Origin of the sequence: Aquamicrobium soli, assembly GCF_042646345.1 — a bacterium.
Lineage (GTDB): Bacteria > Pseudomonadota > Alphaproteobacteria > Rhizobiales > Rhizobiaceae > Mesorhizobium > Mesorhizobium soli_A.
The window spans coordinates 449458-470262 of sequence record NZ_JBHRTK010000012.1 but is presented as its reverse complement, the minus strand read 5'-3'; the positions used below and the strand labels follow the sequence as shown (position 1 = coordinate 470262).

Below are 20805 nucleotides of genomic sequence, written 5' to 3'. Positions count from 1 at the left end.
GCCTTTTGTCAATGGATTTGTCGCCGACCCTTGACATGTTTCCTTCAGCCGGTCGACAACAGCGTCATGGACGCTTCTGACGCAACCAGCTCGACGCGCAACGCCGCCTCGCCGACGCCGCCGGAATTCGACGGCGCGGTGGCGTGGGCGGCCTGGCTCTACTACGTCGACCAGCTCAACCAGAGCGAGGTGGCGAAGGCGATGAACGTCTCGCGGGCGAGCGTGGTCAACTACCTCCAGGAAGCGCGCGAGACCGGCCTCGTCTCCGTGCAGATCGACCAGGAAGCCTTTGCCCGCACACTGGAATCGCGTGCCCTGATCGAGCGCTACGGGCTCGCCAGCGCCGCCGTCATCCCCGACCTCAACCGGGGCGACACCGACCAGCGCATCGGCGAGGCGGCGGGCAGGCTGCTCGCCTCGATGATCGAAACCGACGACACCATCGGCGTCGCCTGGGGCAAGACGGTGCTGGCCGCCGCCCGCTCCATCTCCGGCCCCCGGCGCGCCAGGAACCTCAGCGTCGTCCAGTTGTGCGGCAGTTCGATCGGCACCAGCGACTTCTCGCCGGAATTCTGCACCTCGCTGATGGCGAACCGCCTCGGCGCGCGCTGCATCAACCTGCTGGCGCCGGCGATCGTCTCAAGCGAGCGGCTGCATGACGAGCTGATGCGCGAGCCGATGCTGGTCAACCAGTTCCGCATGATCCACGCCGCCGGTAAGGTCATTTTCGGCGTCGGCGACGTCGGCCCCGAAAGCACCTACGCCCGCTCGGGAATTTCCGACGAAGCGGGGCTTGCCGGCATGATCGGCCAGGGCGCGGTCGGCGTCATCATCGGCCGGCTGATCGACGCCGAGGGGCGCTCGCTGCCGAGCCCGCTCGAAGGCCGCACCATCGGCATCACGCTCGACGAACTGAAAGCCATGCCGGTCCGCATCTGCGCCGCCGGCGGCCCGCAGAAGATCGAGGCCATCCGTGCCGGCCTGCGGGGCGGATACGCCACCCACCTCGTCACCGACATGGCCACCGCGCGCGCCTTGCTGGAATAGCCTCTCGAACCCGGAACAGACCATGAGCAGCATCGGCGACCCCCTGGTTATCGGCCTCGACAGCTCCACCCAGTCCTGCAAGGCCATTGCCTGGGATAGGAACGGCAACGCGGTGGCCGAGGGCCGCGCGCCGCTGGAGCTGGCGAGGCCGAGGCCGGACTTCGCCGAGCAGGAGGCCGGCGACTGGTGGCAGGCCGCCACGATCGCGCTGCGGCAGGTGACGGCGGCCGTCGATCCGAAGCGCATCGCCGGCCTCGCCATTTCCAACCAGCGCGAGACGGTGGCGCTGGTCGACGCCGAAGGCAACGCCATCGGACCGGCGAGCGTGTGGCTGGACGAGCGCGCCGCCGGGCTGGTCGACCGCTTCGCCGGGGAATTCGGCCGCCAACGCCTGCACGAGATCACCGGCAAGCCGATCGACGTCACGCCCGTCGTCTACCGGCTGAAATGGTTGCGCGAGAACGAGCCGGAACGGCTCGACCGCGCGGCAAAGATCCTCGACGTGCAGGGCTACCTGACGATGAAGCTGACCGGCACGCCGAGCGCGAGCTGGACCAGCGCCGACCCGTTCGGCATCTTCGACATCTCCCGCAAGGAGTGGTCCGGGCCGATCCTCGACGCGCTCGGCATCGCGCCCGCGCAACTGCCGGCGGCGGTCCGCACCGGCACCCGGATAGGTACCGTCCATGCCGCGGCCGCGGCGGCAACGGGCCTGGCCCAGGGCACGCCGGTCATCGCCGGCGGCGGCGACGGCCAATGCGCCGGCCTCGGCTCCAACGCCGTGCGCGACGGCGTCGTCTACCTCAATCTCGGCACGGCCATCATCGCCGGCCTGTGGTCGCCCACTCCCGTCCTCGGGCCGTACTGGCGTACCATGACCTCGCCCACCGGCGACGGCTACTTCCTCGAAGCCGTGCAGCGGGCCGGCGCCTATTTCGTCAACTGGTTCGTCGACATGTTCGCCGGCGGCCGTGCCGATCCTTCGATCTACTCGCGGCTGGAGCGCGAGGCGGCAGGCGTCCCCATCGGCTCGGACGGGCTGCTGGCCGGCACCACGCTGGTCGGCTGCATGGACCCGCACTGGGACATGAACGCGCGCGCCAGCTTCATCGGCATGCACCCGTCGCATACGCTCGGCCATTTCTACCGTGCCGGGCTGGAGGCGATGACCCTGCAGAGCGCCCGCGCGCTGGAGGAAATGCGCCGGCAGGGGCTGGCGCCGAGCCGCATCGTCGCCATCGGCGGCGGCGCCAACAGCCCGCTGTGGACGCGCATGGTCGCCGATTCCACCGGCATCCCGATCCAGAAGGGCCAGAGCGCCGAGGCCTCCTCGCTCGGCGCCGCCATCAGCGCCGCCGTCGGCATCGGCTGGTTCGACAGTTTCGAAAAGGCCGCCGACGCCATGACCAGCGTCGCCGAGACCATCACGCCGGACCCTTCGACCCGCGATGCCTGGGCAGCCCTTTCCCGGCGGCAGGCCGAGGTGTTCCCCGCGACCCGCTTCGCCTGGGGCGGCTGACCCCCATCAAAAACGCCGGGCACCTTGATGTAATCCGCGCGCGCCCTAAGTCGGCTTTGCCTTCCCTGTCGCCGGCAGGCAGAAATGCGGCCCGGGATCGGCATGTCGTGAACAGAGCCGCCCGCCATGGAACTCGATCCGCTCTTCCTGTCCCGCCTTCAATTCGCCTGGCTGATCGCCTGGCACATCCTGATGCCGGCGCTGACGGTCGGGCTCGCGTCCTTCATCGCGCTGCTGGAGGGGCTCTATTTCTTCACCGGCAAGGAAATCTATTTCCGCATCTCGACCTTCTGGATCAAGATCTTCTCGGTCGCCTTCGGCATCGGCGTCGTGTCCGGCATCATCATGCCGTTCCAGTTCGGCACCAACTGGAGCCGCTACTCGGACGTGACCGCGAACGTGCTGGCGCCGCTGTTCGCCTATGAGGGGCTGACGGCCTTCTTCCTGGAGGCCGCGTTCCTCGGCGTGCTCCTGTTCGGGCGCAAGCTGGTACCAGGCTGGGCGCACTTCTTCGCCGCGCTCATGGTGGCCTTCGGCACGCTCCTGTCCTCGTTCTGGATCCTTGCCGCCAACAGCTGGATGCAGACGCCGGCCGGCTACCAGGTGATCGACGGCCGCTTCTTCCCGACCAACTGGTTCGAGATCGTCTTCAACCCCTCCTTCCCCTACCGCTTCGCCCATACCGTCGTCGCCTTCTACATCACCACCGGCTTCGTCGTCGTCGCGGTGGATGCCTACCTGATGCGCAAGCGGGCCAGTTCGGCCGAAGCCCGCACCATGATGTCGATCACGCTGTGGCTGCTGACCATCCTGGTGCCCCTGCAAATCCTGCTTGGCGACCTGCACGGCCTCAACACGCTCGAGCACCAGCCGGCCAAGGTCGCGGCCATGGAAGCGAACTGGGAGACGACGAGCGGCATGCCGTTGATCCTGTTCACCGTTCCCGACGACGCCACGGCCAGCAACCGCTTCACCGTCGAGGTGCCGAAGCTCGGCAGCCTGATCCTCACCCACAGCCTCGACGGCACCGTGAAGGGCCTGAAGGATTTCCCCGCCGACCAGCGGCCGCCGGTGGCGCTGCCCTTCTACGCCTTCCGCGTCATGGTCGGCATCGGGCTGCTGATGCTGGCGCTGGTGGTTTCGAGCTGGTGGCTGCGCTGGCGCGGACGGCTGTTCGACAGCCCCACTTTCCTGCGGGCCTGCCTGTTCATGGGACCGATGGGCTTTCTCGCCGTGCTCGCCGGCTGGACCACGACGGAGGTCGGCCGCCAGCCGTGGGTCGTCTACGGCCTGTTGCGCACCGCCGACGCCGTCTCGCCGTCACTGACCGGACAGGACGTGCTGATCTCGCTGCTGCTCTACATGGTCACCTATCTCATCATCTTCCCGGCCGGGGCATGGGTTATGCTGCGCATCATCCGCAAGGGTCCCCGGTCCGCCGATGAGGAGCCAGAGGAAGACCCGCTGATCGAAGGCGGGCGGCCGAGCCAGCCGGTCACGGTCGAATTTACCCCGCACGGAGGCGCATGATGGACACCGTGTTCAGCTTCGTGCCGATCTGGGCGGCCATCCTCGCCGCCGGCATCTTCTTCTACGTGCTGCTCGACGGTTTCGACCTCGGCGTCGGAATCCTCTACGGCTTCGAACCCGACGTCCAGTCGCGCAACCTCGTCATGAATTCGATCGCCCCGATCTGGGACGGCAACGAGACCTGGCTGGTGCTCGGCGGGCTGGCGCTGCTGGCGGCGTTCCCGCTTGCCTTCGCCATCGTCGTGCCGGCGCTGTATTTTCCTGTGCTGGTCATGCTCTTGGCGCTGGTCTTCCGTGGCGTCGCCTTCGAATTCCGTTTCCGCGACGTCGAGCACAAGACCTTCTGGGACCACGGCTTCTGCTACGGCTCGGCCGTCGCCGCCTTCGCGCAAGGTGTGATGCTCGGCTCCTACATCCAGGGCTTCAACATCCAGGGCCGTGAGTTCGTCGGCTCGTCCTTCGATTTCCTGACGCCGTTTTCGCTGCTCACCGGGCTGGCGCTGGTCTTCGGCTACAGCCTGCTCGGCGCCGGCTGGCTGGTCCTGAAGACGGAGGGCGATATCCAGGAACGCGCGCGGCGGCATGGCCGCATCAGCCTGATCGGCGTCCTCGTCGGCATCGGCATCGTCAGCCTGTGGACGCCGCTGGTCAGCGCGCCGATCGCCCAGCGCTGGTTCTCCTGGCCGAACATCCTCGTGCTGGCGCCGATCCCGCTGCTGACGCTGCTGACGGCCTTCCTGGTCTGGCGCGCGCTCGGGCGCGACACGCATGCCGGCCCTTTCATCGGCGCCGTGGTGCTGTTCGCGCTATCCTATCTCGGCATCGCCGTCAGCCTGTGGCCTTATATCGTGCCGCACAGCTTCACGCTGTGGGAAGCGGCCTCGTCCAACTCGACGCAGGCCTTCCTGCTGGTCGGAACCCTGTTCCTACTCCCCGTCATTCTCGTCTATTCGGGCTGGTCGTACTGGGTCTTCCGGGGCAAGGTACGCCACGACATCGGCTATCACTGACGCGGTGGCGGTACCAGGGCGGCGTTATGGATTGCGGATCATGGCGGCGCCGAGGATCGGGCCCGGCAACCCGTCCTTGCCCATCGCCTGCAAGAGCACGGCGCAGCCGCCTCTCTTGGATATCTCGCTCATCGGCAGTTCGTAGCGCTGCGCCTTGCCGTGCCACATGCCGGCGGTCTGGATATCGGAGACGGCGTTCCAGTAGGTCTCGCGCCGGCCGCTGTTCTCGCCCTTGCCGATGCTGATCGTCTGCGGCGCCTCGAAATAGACGACGACGACATGGGCATCCACCGGCGTCGCCAGATCGGTGCCGGCGTCGCCCGCCTCGATCACCACGCCGTCCCCTTCCTGCGTGACCTTGATGGGGACGCGCATGCCCTGCGCGCTCTTGTCCATCCGGGCGAGCGTATCGGCGACCGCGGAGCGGCTGGCGCCGTTGACATGGGTGCGCCCATTGATGACCGCCTGCGGCGTATAGACCGAACGGGTGCCGAAAGCGCGCATATAGGCATATTGGCGCTCGGTGTTCTTCTTGCTGCTCAGCGTGTCCTTCCAGCCGAGATAGTCCCAGTAGTCGACGTGATAGGCGAGCGCGACGATGTCCTTCCTCGCCACGAAATCGGCGAAAAGCTCATCGGCCGGCGGGCAGGAACTGCAGCCCTGGCTGGTGAAGAGCTCGACCACGCCCAGCGGTGTCTCGGTCTTTGCCGCGCCCGGCCGCGCGACATCGGCCTGGCCGGCCAGGCCTGCCCCTGAAAACGCGCAAAGGGCCAGCGTGGCAGCCGCCAACTGCACCATTTGTCGAGATACCATGGCCGTTCCAATTTCCCGCCGGCGGTACCGGCTCTTCTTCTCATTGCTAAAATATGTGGCAGAAGCGGCAGTCAATCGGAAGTCACGTTGCGGTGAAATTTTTCACCCGCCCAGACAAAACCGCCGGGGCTTTCGCCCCGGCGGTTGTTCAGCTTGCCCGATACGATGCGGCTTATGCGGCGAGATCGCGCAGTACGTACTGCAGGATGCCGCCGTTCTTGTAGTAGTCGAGCTCGTCCAGCGTATCGATGCGGCAGAGAATCGGCACGTTCTTCACCGTGCCGTCGCCATAGGTGATCCTGGCGACCGCCTGCTGGCGCGGCTTGATCGTGGCGAGCCCGTCGATCTCGACCAGTTCGTCGCCCTTGAGGTTGAGCGAGGCCCACGACGTGCCTTCCTCGAAGGTGAACGGCACCACGCCCATGCCGACCAGGTTCGAGCGATGGATGCGCTCGAAGGACTGGGCGATGACGGCGCGCACGCCGAGCAGGCTGGTGCCCTTGGCCGCCCAGTCGCGCGACGAGCCGTTGCCGTATTCGACGCCGGCGAAGATCACCAGCGGCACGCCTTCGCGCTGGTATTGCATGGCCGCGTCGTAGATCGATTCCTCTTCCTTCGACGGATAGTGGATCGTGTAGCCGCCTTCCTTGCCGTTTTCGCCCAGCATGTGGTTGCGGATGCGGATATTGGCGAAGGTGCCGCGCATCATCACCTCATGGTTGCCGCGCCGCGTGCCGTACTGGTTGAAGTCGGCCACGCCGACGCCGTTGTCGGTCAGGTACTTGCCGGCGGGCGAGGCCGCCTTGATCGAACCGGCCGGCGAGATGTGGTCGGTGGTGATCTTGTCGCCGAACAGGCCGAGCACGCGCGCGCCCTTGATGTCGGAAATCGCGCCCGTCGACTTGCCCATGCCGACGAAGTACGGCGGGTTCTGCACATAGGTCGACGTGTTGTCCCAGGCATAGGTCTGGCCGCTCGGCGCCTTGACGTTCTGCCAGTTCTCGTCGCCCTTGAAGACGTCGGCATATTTGCGCGCGAACAGTTCGCGCGTGACGTTCTTCTCGATGAACTCCTGGATCTCGGCGGAAGTCGGCCAGATGTCCTTGAGATAGACCGGCTTGCCGTCCTTGCCTTCGCCGATCGGCTCTTTGGTCAGGTCCTTCGTCACCGTGCCGGCCAGCGCATGCGCCACCACCAGCGGCGGCGAGGCGAGGTAGTTGGCCTGCACGTCGGGCGACACGCGGCCCTCGAAGTTGCGGTTGCCCGACAGCACCGCCGCCCCGATCAGGCCTTTGTCGTTGATGGTCTTGGAGATCGGCGCCGGCAGCGGGCCGGAATTGCCGATGCAGGTGGTGCAGCCGAAGCCGACGAGGTTGAAGCCGATCTGGTCGAGTTCCTTCTGCAGGCCCGATTTCTCCAGATATTCGGCCACGACCTGCGATCCCGGCGCCAGCGAGGTCTTCACCCAAGGCTTCTGCTTGAGGCCGAGCCGGTTGGCGTTACGCGCCAGAAGGCCGGCGCCGATCAGCACGCTGGGGTTGGAGGTGTTGGTGCACGACGTGATCGCCGCGATCACCACGTCGCCGTGGCCGAGATCGTAGTCGGCGCCTTCGACCGGGTAGCGCTTGTGCAGCTCGGCCGCCTTCTTGTACTCGGTTTCCATCGCCTTGACGAAGCCGGCGGGAATGTCTTCCAGCGCCTGACGGCCCTCGGGACGCTTCGGCCCGGCCATGGAGGGCACCACGGTGCCGAGGTCGAGTTCGAGCGTATCGGTGAACACCGGGTCGGCAGAGCTGTCCTCGCGCCACAGGCCCTGAGCCTTGGTGTATTCCTCGACCAGCGCGATGCGGTCCTCGGCGCGGCCGGACATGGTCATGTAGCGCAGCGTCTCGGAATCGACCGGGAAGAAGCCGCAGGTGGCGCCATATTCCGGGCCCATGTTGCCGATGGTGGCGCGGTCGGCCAGCGTCATGTTGGAAAGGCCCGGGCCGAAGAACTCGACGAACTTGCCGACGACGCCCTTCTTGCGCAGCATCTGGGTCACGGTCAGCACCAGGTCGGTGGCGGTGACGCCTTCCTTGACCTTGCCGGTGAGGCGGAAGCCGATGACTTCCGGCAGAAGCATGGAGACCGGCTGGCCGAGCATGGCCGCCTCCGCCTCGATGCCGCCGACGCCCCAGCCCAGAACGCCGAGGCCGTTGATCATCGTGGTGTGCGAATCGGTGCCGACGCAGGTGTCGGGATAGGCCACGGCCTCGCCGCCATCGCTGTTGGTCCACACCACCTGACCGAGATATTCGAGGTTGACCTGGTGGCAGATGCCGGTGCCCGGCGGCACGACGCGGAAATTATGGAAAGCCTGCTGGCCCCACTTCAGGAATTTGTAGCGTTCCTCGTTGCGCTTGTACTCCAGTTCGACGTTGCGCGCGAAGGCCATCGGTGTGCCGAACTCGTCGACGATGACCGAATGGTCGATGACCAGGTCCACCGGCACCAGCGGATTGATCTTCTGCGGGTCGCCGCCGAGCGACACCATGGCGTCGCGCATCGCCGCGAGGTCGACGACGGCCGGAACGCCGGTGAAGTCCTGCATCAGCACGCGCGCCGGCCGGTAGGCGATCTCGACGCCGGCGGTCCCCTTGTCGGCGAGCCAGGCGGCCACCGCCTCGATCGACGCCTTGGTGACGGTGCGGCCGTCCTCGTTGCGCAAAAGGTTCTCCAGCAGCACCTTCATCGAATAGGGCAGGCGGGAAATGCCGGCCAGGCCGTTCTTCTCGGCTTCCACGAGGCTGTAATAGACATACTCGGCGCCCCCTGCGGTCAGGGTGCGGCGGCAATTGAAACTATCGAGAGATTTGGACACGACGTGCGATCCCATTCTGGTCAGTTCGGCCTAGGAACGGACTCCGATGGCATGCAATCACGCGCAAGGGTGCGGGTACGGCCATTTCCGCTGTCCGCCCCGTGCGCTCATGCCTTGCGGCATGGCGCCGATTCGGCGCAATAAAGGTTGCCTTCCCCGACCGCTGGGGTTGGTATGCCGGATATAGAGAAGTTTCTGGAATAGTTCTAGACACATAGTTGCCATTTTTGCTTGGGTGCCGGCGCGCGGTGCCCGATTTCAGGCCAAGGGGAATTCATGCGGCTGATCGCCGAGAATCTGAGCGGCGAACGCGGCGGCGAAACGGTTTTTTCCGGTATCGGCTTTGCGCTGGGCGAGGGGCAGGCCCTTCTCGTCACAGGCCCGAACGGCTCCGGCAAGTCGACCCTGCTGCGCATCGTCGCCGGCCTGCTGCCGGCGGCTGCGGGGCGCGTGCATCTGCAAGGCGAAGGCGACGATTCCGCGTCCGTCGCGGGCAACTGCCACTATCTCGGCCACCACAACGCGATGAAGCCGACGCTGAGTGTGACCGAAAACCTCGCCTTCTGGCGCGATTTCTGCGGCGACGCCCGCCTCGACACCGAGGAGGCGCTGGAGGCGGTCGGCCTCGGCGGCATCGGTCACCTGCCTTTCGGCTACCTCTCGACCGGCCAGCGCCGGCGTACCGCCATCGCACGGCTTCTGGTCTCCTACCGCCCGCTATGGCTGCTCGACGAGCCGACTTCCGGCCTGGACAAAGCGTCGGAGGGGCGGCTGGCCGGGCTGATGAAGGCGCATTGCCAGGCAGGCGGCATCATCGTCGCCGCCACCCACCTGCCGCTGGGGCTGGAGCAGGCGGAAGAACTGAGGATGGGTGGAAATGCCTGAACTCCTTTCCACCGGACATGCCGCGCGATGCTAGCCCTGTTCCTGCGCGACCTGAAACTTTCCGTGCGCGCCGGCGGCGGGGCTCTGACCGGCGTCATCTTCTTCCTCGCCGTCATCGTCACCATACCCTTCGGCGTCGGCCCTGACCTCAACCTGCTTGCCGGCATCGGCCCCGCCATCCTGTGGATCGGGGCGCTGCTGGCCTCGCTGCTCGGCCTCGACCGCCTGTTCCAGGCCGAACGCGACGACGGTTCGCTCGATATTCTCGTCCTTGCCGGCGACCGCCACATGCTGGCGCTCACCGTTCTGGTCAAATGCCTCGCCCACTGGACGGCGAGCGTGCTGCCGCTGGTGATCGCGGCGCCGCTGCTCGGCCTGTTCATGAACATGGAGCCGATCGGCATCGGCGCGACCGCGCTGACGCTGCTGGTCGGCACGCCCGCCATCGCCTTCGTCGGCGCCGTCGGCGCCGCCGTCGCGGTGGCGCTGCCGCGCGGCGGCCTGCTGATCTCGGTGCTGGTGCTGCCGCTGACCATCCCGGTGCTGATCTTCGGCGTCTCGGCGAGCTACGGCGCGGTCAACGATCCCGACCCGTTCCTGCCGCCTTTCCTCATTCTCGCCGCGCTCACCCTGTTCTTTGCGGTGATCGGCCCGCTGGCGGCGGCACTGGCGCTGCGGCACGGCGACTGATTGCGCCAGTAATCACGCAACGCTAAGGGAAAGCATGGACGTTCGGAAAAGTTCAACCGGCGGCAGAACCGCCGCAGCGAGGCGATCGGCATGAGCACGCACGCACTCTACGTCACGGCGGCCTACGCCGTCACCGCGGTGGCGATGATCGGGCTGATCGGCTGGGTGCTGATCGACCAGCGTGCGCGCAAGCGCGAACTGGCGGCGCTGGAAGCGGCCGGCATCCGCCGCCGCTCCGACAAGACCGGCGCGGCCGGGGTTAGAGCGAAAGGGACAAGGGCATCATGAGCGTGGAACCCGCGACGGAGGCAAAGCCCAGGCGCCGGCTCCTAGTTCTCCTGCCGCTGCTGGTCTTCCTCGGCCTGGCCGGCGTGTTCCTGGCGCAACTGCTTTCGGGCCAGGACGGCACGGAAATCCCGTCGGCGCTGATCGGCCAGCCGGCGCCCGCCACGCAACTGCCGCCGCTGGAAGGCTCAGGCCTTCCCGGCCTCGACAGTGCGCAATTCGCCGGCAAGGTGACCGTGCTCAACGTGTTTGCGTCCTGGTGCGCGCCGTGCCGGCAGGAGCATCCGGTGCTGATGGGACTGGCGCAGGACGACCGCTATGCGATGGCGGCCCTGAACTACAAGGACAAGCCGGAAAACGCGCGCCGATTCCTCGGCGATCTCGGCAATCCCTATCGCTCGATCGGCGTCGACGACGCCGGCCGCACCGCCATCGACTGGGGCGTCTACGGCGTGCCGGAAACCTTCGTCATCGGCAAGGACGGCGCCATCGCCTACAAGCATGTCGGGCCGCTGACGCCGGACTCTGTCCGCACGGCCCTGCTTCCGGAAATAGAGAAGGCGCTGGCCCGGCCGGATTGATTTCCGGCCCGCCGCGCCCGCTGTTACAGGTCAGCCGAAGATTTCCCGGCGCACATTGTAGAGCATTTCCGCGCGGCTGCCGTTCATGTCGGCGAGGTCGCGGTCGCTCAGGCTGTTGATTTCGCTGACAAGCTGGTTGTAGCGCTTGCGCTTGGCGAGATGCGCGCGGGCATCCTTGAACAGGGTGTCGAAGATCATGGCAGGTTCCTTTCTGCACCACCGTGGTGCGATTGTTCCTCCCGAATGGCTTGCAAATCATGACATAGGAAATGTGCGCTGCAAAAAGAATATGCCGCAATGCAGCATTGCGCACCGCGCATGGCGGCTTAACAAAGCCTTGTGCGAAGGCGCGGCTACTTCTTGGCTTCGTCGTCCAGCGAATGGCGCATGATCAGCGGCATCTGGCTGATCGTGAACAGGATGGTGATCGGCATCGTCGCCCAGACCTTGAAGGCGACCCAGAAGTCGGTGGAGAAATTGCGCCACACCACTTCGTTGAGGATCGCCAGGAAGAAGAAGAACAGGCCCCAGCGCAGGGTCAGCTTGCGCCAGCCCTCGGCGTCGAGCCGGAAGGCCGAATGGAACACGTAGCCGAGCAGCGACTTGCCGAAGGCCAGCCCGCCGAGCAGGATGACACCGAACAGCGTGTTGACGATGGTCGGCTTCATCTTGATGAAGACCTCGTCGTGCAGGTAGAGCGTCAGCGCGCCGAAAACCAGCACCACGATGCCCGACACCAGCGGCATCAGCGGCAGGGTGCGGGTGAGCCCCCAAGACACGGCCAGCGCAACGGCGGTCGCGGCCATGAACAGGCCGGTGGCGATGAACAGCGGTCCGCCGAGTTCGGCCAGCATCGGGAATCTTTCGGCCAGCCACTCGCCGCGCGCATTGGCGAAGAAGAACACCATCAGCGGCCCGAGTTCCAGCACCAGCTTGAGCGCCGGGTTGACGCTTTCCTTTTTCGTGTTCCGCGGATCGGCGGGATCGCGTTCGAGGATGGGGGTCATGCTCATGCGACTCCTGCGATGGCCTTGGCGAACTCGCTGGCGGAGAACGGTTCCAGGTCGTCCACCTGTTCGCCGACGCCGATGAAATAGACCGGCAGCTTGTGCTTGGAGGCGATGGCGACGAGGATGCCGCCGCGCGCGGTGCCGTCCAGCTTGGTCATGACCAGCCCGTTGACGCCGGCGACGTTGCGGAAGATCTCGACCTGGCTCAGGGCGTTCTGGCCGGTGGTGGCATCGACGGTCTGCAACACCGTGTGCGGCGCCTCCGGGTCGAGCTTGCCCAGCACGCGCACGATCTTTTCCAGCTCCGCCATCAGTTCGGTCTTGTTCTGCAAGCGCCCGGCGGTATCGATGATGAGCACGTCGGAGCCGGCTTCCTTCGCTTTCTCGAAGGCGTCGTAGGCGAGGCCGGCGGCATCGGCGCCCAGCTTGGTGGCGACCACCGGCGAGCCGGTGCGCTCACCCCAGATCTTCAACTGCTCGATGGCCGCGGCGCGAAACGTGTCGCCGGCGGCCAGCATCACCGAAAGCCCCCCCTCGGTCAGCTTCGCCGCCAGCTTGCCGATGGTGGTGGTTTTGCCGGTGCCGTTGACGCCAACGACCAGCACGACATGCGGCTTGTGCGAAAGGTCGAGTTCCAGCGGCATCGCCACCGGCCCCAGCACCTTTTCCACCTCGGCGGCCATCACCGCACGCACGTCGGCGTCGGAAACCTCCTTGCCGTAGCGGCTGGCGGCCAGCGCATCGGTGACTCTGAGCGCCGTCTCGACGCCGAGATCGGCGCGGATCAGCACGTCCTCGAGGTCCTGCAGCGTATCCTCGTCCAGCTTGCGCCGGGTGAAGACGCCGGCGATGTTGCCGGAAAGCTCCTTCGACGAGCGCGCCAGCCCGTCGCGCATGCGCTGGAACCACGACTTTCTGGGCTGCGGCGCCGGCGCCGCAACGGGCTCCGCCTTCTGCTCGACCTTTTTGGCGACGGTGACCTTGCCGGCTTTCGGCGAAGCCGGCTTTGCCGGCGTCTCGGCCGGCGGCGGCACTTCGGCCGGCGGGCTTGGCACCTCGGCCGGGGTTTCCGGCGCGGGAACCTCCCGCGGCCGCGCTGGCGGCGCTTCCGGCGGCGGCGTTGCCGGAACTTCCGGCGGCGGCACGGGCTGCTGCTCGGCGGGCGCCGGAGCCGGCTTCTCCGGCACCTCGACAGGCGCGGGCTCTTCTTCCGGCACGGGCTCTGCCGTCGGCTCGGGCTCGGATGCTGGCTTTTCGTCCGACGTCGGTTCGACGGGCTCCGGCTCCTGCGGTACCTCGACCGGCGCCGGTTCAGGCTCGGTCGTGGGCTGTTCGACAGGCTCCGGCGCAACCGGCTCCGACGGCACAGACGTTTCCAGTGAGGACGCGGCCGGCTCGGACGCCGGCGATTCGCCGTTCTCCCCACCGGGGAGAAGGTGGCCCGAAGGGTCGGATGAGGGGGCAACCGGCGAGGAAGGTGCTGAAGCCCCCTCACCCGCAGGGGAAGAGGGTGTTTCCTCGACCGGCTTCAGGCCTTCCAGCGCGTCGAGATTGAGCGGCGGCAGCGGCGCGGCTTCGTCGGCCGGCTTGTCCTCGACCACTTCCTTCCTGCCGAAGGAAAAGACTTTCTTGATGAAACCGAAGGCCATGCGAACTCTTCTCAGGCCGCCTGCGCGGCAAGCGGGCTTGCTGTCAGCCGTGCGCTGTCATGGCCGGTGACGACCGCCTCGACGATGTCGCCCGGCGCGCCGGCATCGATGGCGGCGAGGGTGAAGCCGGCGGTGCGGCCAATACCGTCGCGCTCGATCAAAATGGACTGGTGCGTGCCGACGAGCGAAGCGAGGTGTCTTGCATAGGCGGCGTCGCCGGCGGCGCGCAGGCGGCCAGCGCGTTCCTTGACCACCTCGCGCCGCACCTGCGGCATGCGCGCGGCCGGCGTGCCCTGGCGCGGCGAGAACGGGAACACGTGCAGATGCGTCAGCCCGCACTCCTCGACGATCTCCAGCGAGTTCTCGAACATTTCTTCCGTTTCGGTCGGAAAACCGGCGATCATGTCGGCACCGAAAACGATATCGGGGCGTAGCCGGCGCACCTCGGCGCAGAAGCGGATGGAATCGGCGCGCAGGTGCCGGCGCTTCATGCGCTTCAGGATCATGTCGTCGCCGGCCTGCAGCGACAGATGCAGATGCGGCATCAGCCGGGGCTCATTGGCGATGACGTCCAGCAATTCCTCGTCCACCTCGATGGAATCGATGGAGGAAAGGCGCAGCCGACGGATATCGGGCACCTGCTTGAGGATCGTCTTCACCAGGCGGCCGAGCTTCGGGCTGCCCGGCAGGTCGGCGCCGAAGCTGGTCATGTCGACCCCCGTCAGCACCACCTCGGCATAACCGTTGCCGACCAGCCGCCTGACCTGCTCGACCACGCCGCCGATCGGCACCGAGCGCGAATTGCCGCGGCCATAGGGGATGATGCAGAAGGTGCAGCGATGGTCGCAGCCGTTCTGAACCTGCACGAAGGCGCGCGCCCTTCCCTCGATGGCGTCGACCATGTGGCTCGCGGTCTCGCGCACCGAGAAGATGTCGTTGACGCGGGCCTTCTCGAAATCGTTGACGCCGAAATCCGGCAGCGCGCGATAATTGTGGCTGTGCAGCTTCTCTTCGTTGCCGAGCACGAGATCGACCTCGTCCATGGCGGAAAAGTCCTGCGGCGCGGTTTGCGCAGCGCAGCCGGTGACGATGATGCGCGCATCGGGGTGCTCGCGCCGCGCCTTGCGGATCGACTGCTTGGCCTGCCGCACCGCTTCGCCGGTGACCGCGCAGGTGTTGATGATGATGGCGCCGCCTTCGAGCCCGCCAAGCCCGGCGGCCTCGGCCTCGCGGCGCATCACTTCCGACTCGTAGGTATTGAGCCGGCAGCCGAAGGTGACGACGTCGATGCCCATCAGGCGGCACTTTCCGCGTCGCGCGTCCACGCGCCGGTGGCCGGATCGAAGGTGCCGGAAAACTCCCACTCAGCCGCACCGGTGAGCACCACATGGTCGTCCCCGCGCCATTCGACGCGCAGCTCTCCGCCCGGCGCCCGTAAGGTGACGTTGCGCCCGGTGCGCTTCGTGCGCGCGGCGGCGACGACGCTGGCGCAGGCGGCGGAGCCGCAGGCCCTGGTCAATCCCGCACCGCGTTCCCAGGTGCGGATCGTCATCGTCTCAGGCGACGTCACCTGCGCGATGGTGATGTTGGCGCGCTCGGGAAAGATCGGATGGTTTTCCAGAAGCGGCCCGAAGCGGTCGAGTTCGTAGGACCAGACATCGCGGTCGACCCAGAAGATGGCGTGCGGATTGCCCATCGAGACCACCGACGGCGAATGCAGCACCGGCGCGTCGATCGGGCCGATCTGCAACTCGATCATGCGGGTGTCGCGGAACTCCTCGGCCAGCGGGATGTCCTGCCAGCCGAAGCGCGGCCTGCCCATGTCGACCGAGATCAGGCCGCCTTCATGCTCCTGCGCATTGAGGATGCCGGCCACGGTTTCGAAGGTGAAGACCTTCTGGCCGGTTTCGGCTGCCAGCGCCTGCACCACGCAGCGCGTGCCGTTGCCGCAGGCCTGCGCGCCGCTGCCGTCGGAATTCAGGATGTCGATGAAATAGTTCGTGCCCGGCGTGCGCGCGTCATGGATGGCCATGATCTGGTCGAAGCGCGTCGCCGCATCGGCATTGAGCGCCACCGCCGCCGCCGCGCTGACGCGATCGGCACGGCCGCGCATGTCGGCGACGATGATCTCGTTGCCGATGCCGTTCATCTTGGCGAAGGGGGCCGCGCCTGCCATGGGTCCGAAAACTTTGTCCTGTTTCGGGCCTATATGGCGGAAACGGTCGGCAATTACCAGTGGAAGTGCCTACCAGAGCCCGCCGCCCGCCAGCGCGAACAGCAGCAGCACCACGACCACGACCACCAGCAACACGGCGATGAGGAAGGAGGCCAGCCGCGAGGCCGTTCCGGCAACGCCGCGATAGCCGAGCGCCCCGGCGATCACGGAAATGACGAGAAGGATCAGAATCCATTTGATCATGGAGAAGGTTCCCCGCTGCTATGGAGGCACAACGCGGAAAGGCCGGTCGCGTTCCGGCGGCCGCCCTCCAAAGTGTAGCAAATCCGCAACAGCCGCCGACGCAAACGCTATTTTAACCATATCCGGTTGAAATTTGGCCACCTTGCCCTTGTTGGTAGGCAAAGCATCGATGGACAGGCGCCCACCAGGGGACGCGGAGGTAGGCATGACATTCTCGAAAACCGGTCTGGCGGCGCTGGCAGTGACCGCGCTTGTGGCAAGCGGCTGTTCGAGCACGCGTTTTTCGTCGATGGATTCCACACGGCCCGAGCCGTTGCAGGCAGCGCCCTCCGGCACGGTCACCTCCAATCAGTTGCCGCCGCCCTCGGGCCCGGCCCCGACGGATGCCTCGCAGTTCCCGACCGCGCCGCAGAACTCACAGGTGGCGGCCCTGCCGCCCGACGGCTCCGCCCCGGCGACGGCGACGGACCTCACGCCCTCCAGCGTCGCCGGCGTCTGGAACGCCAGCGTCTCCGGCCAGAGCTGCAAGGTCGCGACCCCGCAGACGAAATTCGGCCAGGGCTATCGCGCCGGGCCTCTGCGCTGCCCCGCGCCGCTCGACGGCGTGAAGTCGTGGAACGTGTCGGGCAAGCAGCTTTCCCTCTATGACGCCGACGGCGGCACGCTGGCGCGCCTGTATTCCGCGGGCGGGGAAAACTTCAACGGCCAGACCTCGTCCGGGCAGCCGATTTCGCTGACGCGCTGAAAACGACCGGATAGCGCAACAAAGCAGGCGACAGCGTGACCCAACATCTGCGTGACGGCCTTGAAACCCGCGCGACCGTCCGGCAGCGCTATAACCACGCCGTATCGGGCGGCGGCATCGAGCGCGACGACGCGCAGGAGCATATCGTCGCCCTGCTCGACCGGCTGATCGACGAGATTTCGACCAAGCGGCTGGCCAAGAAGTCCAGCGCGCTGGGCTGGCTGTTCGCCAAGAAAAGGGCGCTCGAGCCGGTCAAGGGCCTCTACATCCACGGCGGCGTCGGGCGCGGCAAGACCATGTTGATGGACATGTTCTTCGACCTGGTGCCGGTGCGCCGCAAGCGTCGCGTCCATTTCAACGATTTCATGGCCGACGTGCAGGACCGCATCCAGAAGCACCGGCAGGCGCGCAAGGACGGCCTCGTCAAGGAGGACGACCCGATCCCGCCGGTGGCCCGCACGCTTGCCGACGAGGCCTGGGTGCTGTGTTTCGACGAATTCTCCGTCACCGATATCGCCGACGCGATGATCCTGTCGCGGCTGTTCTCGGCGCTGTTCGCCAACGGCGTGGTCCTGGTCGCCACCTCCAACGTCGCCCCGCGCGACCTCTACCGCGACGGGCTGAACCGCCAGCTGTTTCTCCCCTTCATCGCTATTCTCGAGCGCCACGCGGACGTGGTCTCGCTCGATACCGACAAGGATTACCGGCTGGAGAAGCTGGCGCGCATCCCGGTCTACCTGACGCCGGCCGACGAAGCTGCCGACCGCGCCATGGACGAGGCCTGGGACGCCATGACCGAGGGCCGGCCCACGGTCGAGGAAACGCTGACGGTAAAGGGCCGAAAGCTGGCGGTGCCGCGTGCGGCCGGAGAGGCGGCGCGCTTCTCCTTCGCCGATCTGTGCGAAAAGCCGCATGGCGCGCGCGACTTCCTTGCCATCGCCGGCCGCTATGCCACCGTCTTCATCGACCACGTCCCGGTCCTCGGCGAGGGCAAGCGCAACGAGGCGAAGCGCTTCATCCTTTTGATCGACGCGCTCTACGACCATCACGTGCGGCTGGTGGTGAGCGCGGCCGCCCCACCGGTGGAACTTTATACCGCGCGCACCGGCACCGAGACTTTCGAGTTCGAGCGCACGGCCTCGCGGCTGATCGAAATGCAGAGCCGCGACTGGCTGGAAGGCTGGGCTGAGCGCCGGAGCCAGCCGCCCCGGCCGGCCACCGCGGCTGTGGCGGCCAGCCGGGCCTGACCATCCTTTCGCCGGGTTCTTCGCGGTACATCCGCTTGGGCCTGCCGAGGCGCGCCCGCTAGGCGGACGATCACAAGAGCGTCATCGTGATCCGATACTCTTCCGGTTCCGGGCAAACGGGTGTAGGCCTCTGCGGTAGCGATATTTTTGACGTTTACGTAAGTCCCGTCAGTTCTAACCGATTGAAATTATTGCATGGGAAATAACCGTTGAATCTTCTACCCAGCGGGGCTATTGGGTGCGGCGAAATCGCGCGGTCCCCGCGTCGATCGTCTCCTTTTGACGCCAGCGTGGCGCCGTCACAGTTATCAAGGGAAACAATCCTCACATGGCACGCAAAAAGATAGCGCTCATCGGCTCGGGCATGATCGGCGGTACGCTCGCCCACCTCATCGGTCTCAAGGAACTGGGCGACGTCGTCCTGTTCGACATCGCCGAAGGCATCCCGCAGGGCAAGGGCCTCGACCTCGCCGAATCCTCTCCGGTGGAGGGTTTCGACGCCCGGCTGACCGGCGTCAACGACTATGCCGGCATCGAGGGCGCGGACGTGTGCATCGTCACCGCCGGCGTGCCACGCAAGCCGGGCATGAGCCGCGACGATCTTCTCGGCATCAACCTGAAGGTGATGGAGCAGGTCGGCGCCGGCATCAGGAAATACGCCCCGAACGCCTTCGTCGTCTGCATCACCAACCCGCTCGACGCCATGGTGTGGGCGCTGCAGAAATTCTCCGGCCTGCCCAAGAGCCACGTCGTCGGCATGGCGGGCGTGCTGGATTCGGCCCGTTTCCGCTACTTCCTCGCCGAGGAATTCAAGGTCTCGGTGGAAGACGTCTCGGCGATGACGCTGGGCGGCCACGGCGACGACATGGTGCCGATGGTGCGTTACTCCACCGTCGCCGGCATCCCGCTGCCCGACCTGGTCAAGATGGGCTGGACCAGCCAGGAAAAGCTGGACGCCATCGTCGAGCGCACGCGCAAGGGCGGCGGCGAGATCGTGGCCCTGCTCAAGACCGGCTCCGCCTATTACGCGCCGGCCTCCTCGGCGGTCGCGATGGCCGAGAGCTACCTCAAGGACAAGAAGCGCGTGCTGCCCTGCGCGGCGCATCTTTCCGGCCAGTACGGCGTCAAGGACACCTATGTCGGCGTGCCGGTGGTGATCGGTGCCGGCGGCGTCGAGCGCATCATCGAGATCGACTTCAACAAGGCCGAGCAGAAGATGTTCGAGAAGTCGGTCGAAGCGGTGCAGAGCCTGACGGCGGCCTGCGTCAACATCGCGCCGCAACTGGCCAAGAAGTAACCGGGAGGCTTGCCGATGAACATTCATGAATATCAAGCCAAGGCCCTGCTGAAGGGTTTCGGCGCTCCGGTGGCCGAGGGCGTTCCGGTGCTGAAGGCGGGCGAGGCCGAAGCGGCGGCGAACAGCCTGCCCGGCCCGCTCTACGTGGTGAAGAGCCAGATCCATGCCGGCGGCCGCGGCAAGGGCAAGTTCAAGGAACTGTCCGCCGATGCCAAGGGCGGCGTGCGGCTGGCGAAATCGGTGGCCGAAGTGGTCGCCAACGCCAACGAGATGCTCGGCCACACGCTGGTGACCAAGCAGACCGGCCCGGCCGGCAAGCAGGTCAACCGCCTCTATATCGAGGACGGCGCCGACATCGAGCGCGAGCTTTACCTGTCGATCCTGGTCGACCGCACCGTCGGCCGCATCGCCTTCGTGGTGTCGACCGAAGGCGGCATGGACATCGAGACCGTGGCGCACGATACGCCCGAAAAGATCGTCACCCGCGCCATCGACCCCGACAAGGGCGTCACCGCCGAGGATTCGGCCGCGCTGAATGCGGCGCTGAAGCTTTCCGGCGACGCGGCCAAGGACGGCGAAAAACTGTTCCCGGTGCTCTACAAGGCCTTTGTCGAGAAGGACATGAGCCTGCTCGAAGTCAACCCGCTCATCGTCATGAAGAACGGCCACCTGCGCGTGCTCGACGCCAAGGTCTCGTTCGACAACAACGCGCTGTTCCGCCACGCGGACGTGCTCGAGCTGCGCGACACCACCGAAGAGGACGAGAAGGAGATCGAGGCGTCGAAATACGACCTCGCCTATGTCGCGCTCGACGGCGATATCGGCTGCATGGTCAACGGCGCCGGCCTCGCCATGGCGACGATGGACATCATCAAGCTCTACGGCGCCGAGCCGGCCAACTTCCTCGACGTCGGCGGCGGCGCCAACAAGGAGAAGGTGACGGCGGCCTTCAAGATCATCACCAAGGACCCGGCGGTGAAGGGCATCCTGGTCAACATCTTCGGCGGCATCATGAAATGCGACGTCATCGCCGAGGGCGTGGTGGCGGCGGTGAAGGAAGTCGGCCTCAAGGTGCCGCTCGTCGTGCGCCTCGAAGGCACCAACGTCGAACTCGGCAAGAAGATCATCAACGAAAGCGGGCTCAACGTCATTTCGGCCGACGACCTCGACGACGCCGCGCAGAAGATCGTCAAGGCCGTGAAGGGGAACTGAACC

Annotated in this window: 20 protein-coding genes; 12 read left to right on the top strand and 8 right to left on the bottom strand. The window is 66.4% G+C overall.

The window, feature by feature from the left end; genetic code table 11:
• Positions 1-66 precede the first annotated feature (66 nt).
• The 4 genes from ACFOHJ_RS12060 (at position 67) to cydB (ending at position 5106) form a co-directional block, all read left to right on the top strand.
• On the top strand, positions 67-1047 hold the full coding sequence (locus ACFOHJ_RS12060; protein ID WP_378220747.1) for a sugar-binding transcriptional regulator: 981 nt from the start codon (positions 67-69) through the stop codon (positions 1045-1047).
• 22 nt (positions 1048-1069) lie between these two features.
• Positions 1070-2566 (top strand): xylulokinase, encoded by a 1497-nt coding sequence (locus tag ACFOHJ_RS12055; protein ID WP_378220746.1) that lies wholly within the window; start codon positions 1070-1072, stop codon positions 2564-2566.
• Positions 2567-2692: 126 nt separating this feature from the next.
• On the top strand, positions 2693-4096 hold the full coding sequence (locus ACFOHJ_RS12050) for a cytochrome ubiquinol oxidase subunit I (RefSeq protein ID WP_378220745.1): 1404 nt from the start codon (positions 2693-2695) through the stop codon (positions 4094-4096).
• Positions 4093-5106, top strand: a complete 1014-nt coding sequence (gene cydB, locus ACFOHJ_RS12045; protein ID WP_378220744.1) for a cytochrome d ubiquinol oxidase subunit II — start codon at positions 4093-4095, stop codon at positions 5104-5106. The genes ACFOHJ_RS12050 and cydB overlap by 4 nt, the downstream gene beginning before the upstream one ends.
• A gap of 24 nt (positions 5107-5130) precedes the next feature.
• Here cydB and ACFOHJ_RS12040 read toward each other — a convergent pair whose 3' ends face one another.
• Together ACFOHJ_RS12040 and acnA are read right to left on the bottom strand one after the other, a co-directional pair.
• On the bottom strand, positions 5131-5919 hold the full coding sequence (locus ACFOHJ_RS12040; protein ID WP_378220743.1) for a DUF1223 domain-containing protein: 789 nt from the start codon (positions 5917-5919) through the stop codon (positions 5131-5133).
• Positions 5920-6091: 172 nt separating this feature from the next.
• Positions 6092-8782, bottom strand: a complete 2691-nt coding sequence (gene acnA, locus ACFOHJ_RS12035) for an aconitate hydratase AcnA (RefSeq protein ID WP_378220742.1) — start codon at positions 8780-8782, stop codon at positions 6092-6094.
• A 276-nt stretch (positions 8783-9058) separates the two neighbouring features.
• Between acnA and ccmA the strand changes: the two genes are divergently transcribed.
• The 4 genes from ccmA to ACFOHJ_RS12015 all read left to right on the top strand — a co-directional run bounded on the left by ccmA (position 9059) and on the right by ACFOHJ_RS12015 (position 11223).
• Positions 9059-9667, top strand: coding sequence for a heme ABC exporter ATP-binding protein CcmA (ccmA, locus tag ACFOHJ_RS12030; RefSeq protein ID WP_378220741.1), 609 nt, complete (start codon positions 9059-9061; stop codon positions 9665-9667).
• 27 nt (positions 9668-9694) lie between these two features.
• Positions 9695-10357, top strand: coding sequence for a heme exporter protein CcmB (gene ccmB, locus ACFOHJ_RS12025; RefSeq protein WP_378220740.1), 663 nt, complete (start codon positions 9695-9697; stop codon positions 10355-10357).
• Between the two features lie 90 nt (positions 10358-10447).
• A complete protein-coding gene (ccmD, locus tag ACFOHJ_RS12020) occupies positions 10448-10645 on the top strand; it encodes a heme exporter protein CcmD (RefSeq protein WP_378220739.1) in 198 nt (65 codons plus the stop codon).
• On the top strand, positions 10642-11223 hold the full coding sequence (locus ACFOHJ_RS12015; RefSeq protein ID WP_378220738.1) for a DsbE family thiol:disulfide interchange protein: 582 nt from the start codon (positions 10642-10644) through the stop codon (positions 11221-11223). The genes ccmD and ACFOHJ_RS12015 overlap by 4 nt, the downstream gene beginning before the upstream one ends.
• 30 nt (positions 11224-11253) lie before the next feature.
• Here the strand turns inward: ACFOHJ_RS12015 and ACFOHJ_RS12010 are convergent, their stop codons facing one another.
• From ACFOHJ_RS12010 to ACFOHJ_RS11985, 6 genes are all read right to left on the bottom strand, one after another.
• Complete coding sequence (locus tag ACFOHJ_RS12010) at positions 11254-11421, bottom strand: DUF1127 domain-containing protein (RefSeq protein WP_378220737.1); 168 nt, start codon at positions 11419-11421, stop codon at positions 11254-11256.
• 155 nt (positions 11422-11576) lie between these two features.
• Positions 11577-12230, bottom strand: coding sequence for a septation protein A (locus tag ACFOHJ_RS12005; protein ID WP_378221550.1), 654 nt, complete (start codon positions 12228-12230; stop codon positions 11577-11579).
• Between the two features lie 2 nt (positions 12231-12232).
• Positions 12233-13882, bottom strand: coding sequence for a signal recognition particle-docking protein FtsY (gene ftsY, locus ACFOHJ_RS12000; protein WP_378220736.1), 1650 nt, complete (start codon positions 13880-13882; stop codon positions 12233-12235).
• Positions 13883-13893: 11 nt separating this feature from the next.
• A complete protein-coding gene (gene mtaB / locus ACFOHJ_RS11995) occupies positions 13894-15177 on the bottom strand; it encodes a tRNA (N(6)-L-threonylcarbamoyladenosine(37)-C(2))-methylthiotransferase MtaB (RefSeq protein ID WP_378220735.1) in 1284 nt (427 codons plus the stop codon).
• Complete coding sequence (gene dapF, locus ACFOHJ_RS11990) at positions 15177-16058, bottom strand: diaminopimelate epimerase (protein ID WP_378220734.1); 882 nt, start codon at positions 16056-16058, stop codon at positions 15177-15179. The genes mtaB and dapF overlap by 1 nt, the downstream gene beginning before the upstream one ends.
• A gap of 69 nt (positions 16059-16127) precedes the next feature.
• Complete coding sequence (locus ACFOHJ_RS11985; protein WP_378220733.1) at positions 16128-16301, bottom strand: DUF1328 family protein; 174 nt, start codon at positions 16299-16301, stop codon at positions 16128-16130.
• Between the two features lie 205 nt (positions 16302-16506).
• On the opposite strand from ACFOHJ_RS11985, the gene ACFOHJ_RS11980 reads away from it, so the two are divergent.
• From ACFOHJ_RS11980 to sucC, 4 genes are all read left to right on the top strand, one after another.
• Positions 16507-17046, top strand: coding sequence for a protease inhibitor Inh/omp19 family protein (locus ACFOHJ_RS11980; RefSeq protein WP_378220732.1), 540 nt, complete (start codon positions 16507-16509; stop codon positions 17044-17046).
• A gap of 35 nt (positions 17047-17081) precedes the next feature.
• Entirely contained in the window at positions 17082-18293 is a 1212-nt protein-coding gene (zapE, locus tag ACFOHJ_RS11975; RefSeq protein ID WP_378220731.1) for a cell division protein ZapE, read from the top strand.
• A gap of 328 nt (positions 18294-18621) precedes the next feature.
• The gene (gene mdh / locus ACFOHJ_RS11970) at positions 18622-19590 is read left to right on the top strand and encodes a malate dehydrogenase (RefSeq protein ID WP_378220730.1); all 969 of its coding nucleotides are present in this window, start codon (positions 18622-18624) and stop codon (positions 19588-19590) included.
• A 15-nt stretch (positions 19591-19605) separates the two neighbouring features.
• Positions 19606-20802: an ADP-forming succinate--CoA ligase subunit beta gene (gene sucC / locus ACFOHJ_RS11965; protein ID WP_378220729.1), complete on the top strand. Its 1197-nt coding sequence runs from the start codon at positions 19606-19608 to the stop codon at positions 20800-20802.
• The last annotated feature ends 3 nt before the right edge of the window (positions 20803-20805 follow it).

Bases quoted from the DNA above. Each gene is read 5' to 3' on its own strand.
- ACFOHJ_RS12010 (WP_378220737.1), bottom strand. From the start codon at position 11,421: ATGATCTTCGACACCCTGTTCAAGGATGCCCGCGCGCATCTCGCCAAG.
- mdh (WP_378220730.1), top strand. From the start codon at position 18,622: ATGGCACGCAAAAAGATAGCGCTCATCGGCTCGGGCATGATCGGCGGT.
- sucC (WP_378220729.1), top strand. From the start codon at position 19,606: ATGAACATTCATGAATATCAAGCCAAGGCCCTGCTGAAGGGTTTCGGC.
- ACFOHJ_RS12015 (WP_378220738.1), top strand. From the start codon at position 10,642: ATGAGCGTGGAACCCGCGACGGAGGCAAAGCCCAGGCGCCGGCTCCTA.
- cydB (WP_378220744.1), top strand. From the start codon at position 4,093: ATGATGGACACCGTGTTCAGCTTCGTGCCGATCTGGGCGGCCATCCTC.
- ccmA (WP_378220741.1), top strand. From the start codon at position 9,059: ATGCGGCTGATCGCCGAGAATCTGAGCGGCGAACGCGGCGGCGAAACG.
- ACFOHJ_RS11985 (WP_378220733.1), bottom strand. From the start codon at position 16,301: ATGATCAAATGGATTCTGATCCTTCTCGTCATTTCCGTGATCGCCGGG.
- ACFOHJ_RS12050 (WP_378220745.1), top strand. From the start codon at position 2,693: ATGGAACTCGATCCGCTCTTCCTGTCCCGCCTTCAATTCGCCTGGCTG.
- ACFOHJ_RS12005 (WP_378221550.1), bottom strand. From the start codon at position 12,230: ATGACCCCCATCCTCGAACGCGATCCCGCCGATCCGCGGAACACGAAA.
- dapF (WP_378220734.1), bottom strand. From the start codon at position 16,058: ATGGCAGGCGCGGCCCCCTTCGCCAAGATGAACGGCATCGGCAACGAG.
- ccmD (WP_378220739.1), top strand. From the start codon at position 10,448: ATGAGCACGCACGCACTCTACGTCACGGCGGCCTACGCCGTCACCGCG.
- mtaB (WP_378220735.1), bottom strand. From the start codon at position 15,177: ATGGGCATCGACGTCGTCACCTTCGGCTGCCGGCTCAATACCTACGAG.
- ACFOHJ_RS12040 (WP_378220743.1), bottom strand. From the start codon at position 5,919: ATGGTATCTCGACAAATGGTGCAGTTGGCGGCTGCCACGCTGGCCCTT.
- ccmB (WP_378220740.1), top strand. From the start codon at position 9,695: ATGCTAGCCCTGTTCCTGCGCGACCTGAAACTTTCCGTGCGCGCCGGC.
- ACFOHJ_RS11980 (WP_378220732.1), top strand. From the start codon at position 16,507: ATGACATTCTCGAAAACCGGTCTGGCGGCGCTGGCAGTGACCGCGCTT.
- ACFOHJ_RS12060 (WP_378220747.1), top strand. From the start codon at position 67: ATGGACGCTTCTGACGCAACCAGCTCGACGCGCAACGCCGCCTCGCCG.
- ACFOHJ_RS12055 (WP_378220746.1), top strand. From the start codon at position 1,070: ATGAGCAGCATCGGCGACCCCCTGGTTATCGGCCTCGACAGCTCCACC.
- ftsY (WP_378220736.1), bottom strand. From the start codon at position 13,882: ATGGCCTTCGGTTTCATCAAGAAAGTCTTTTCCTTCGGCAGGAAGGAA.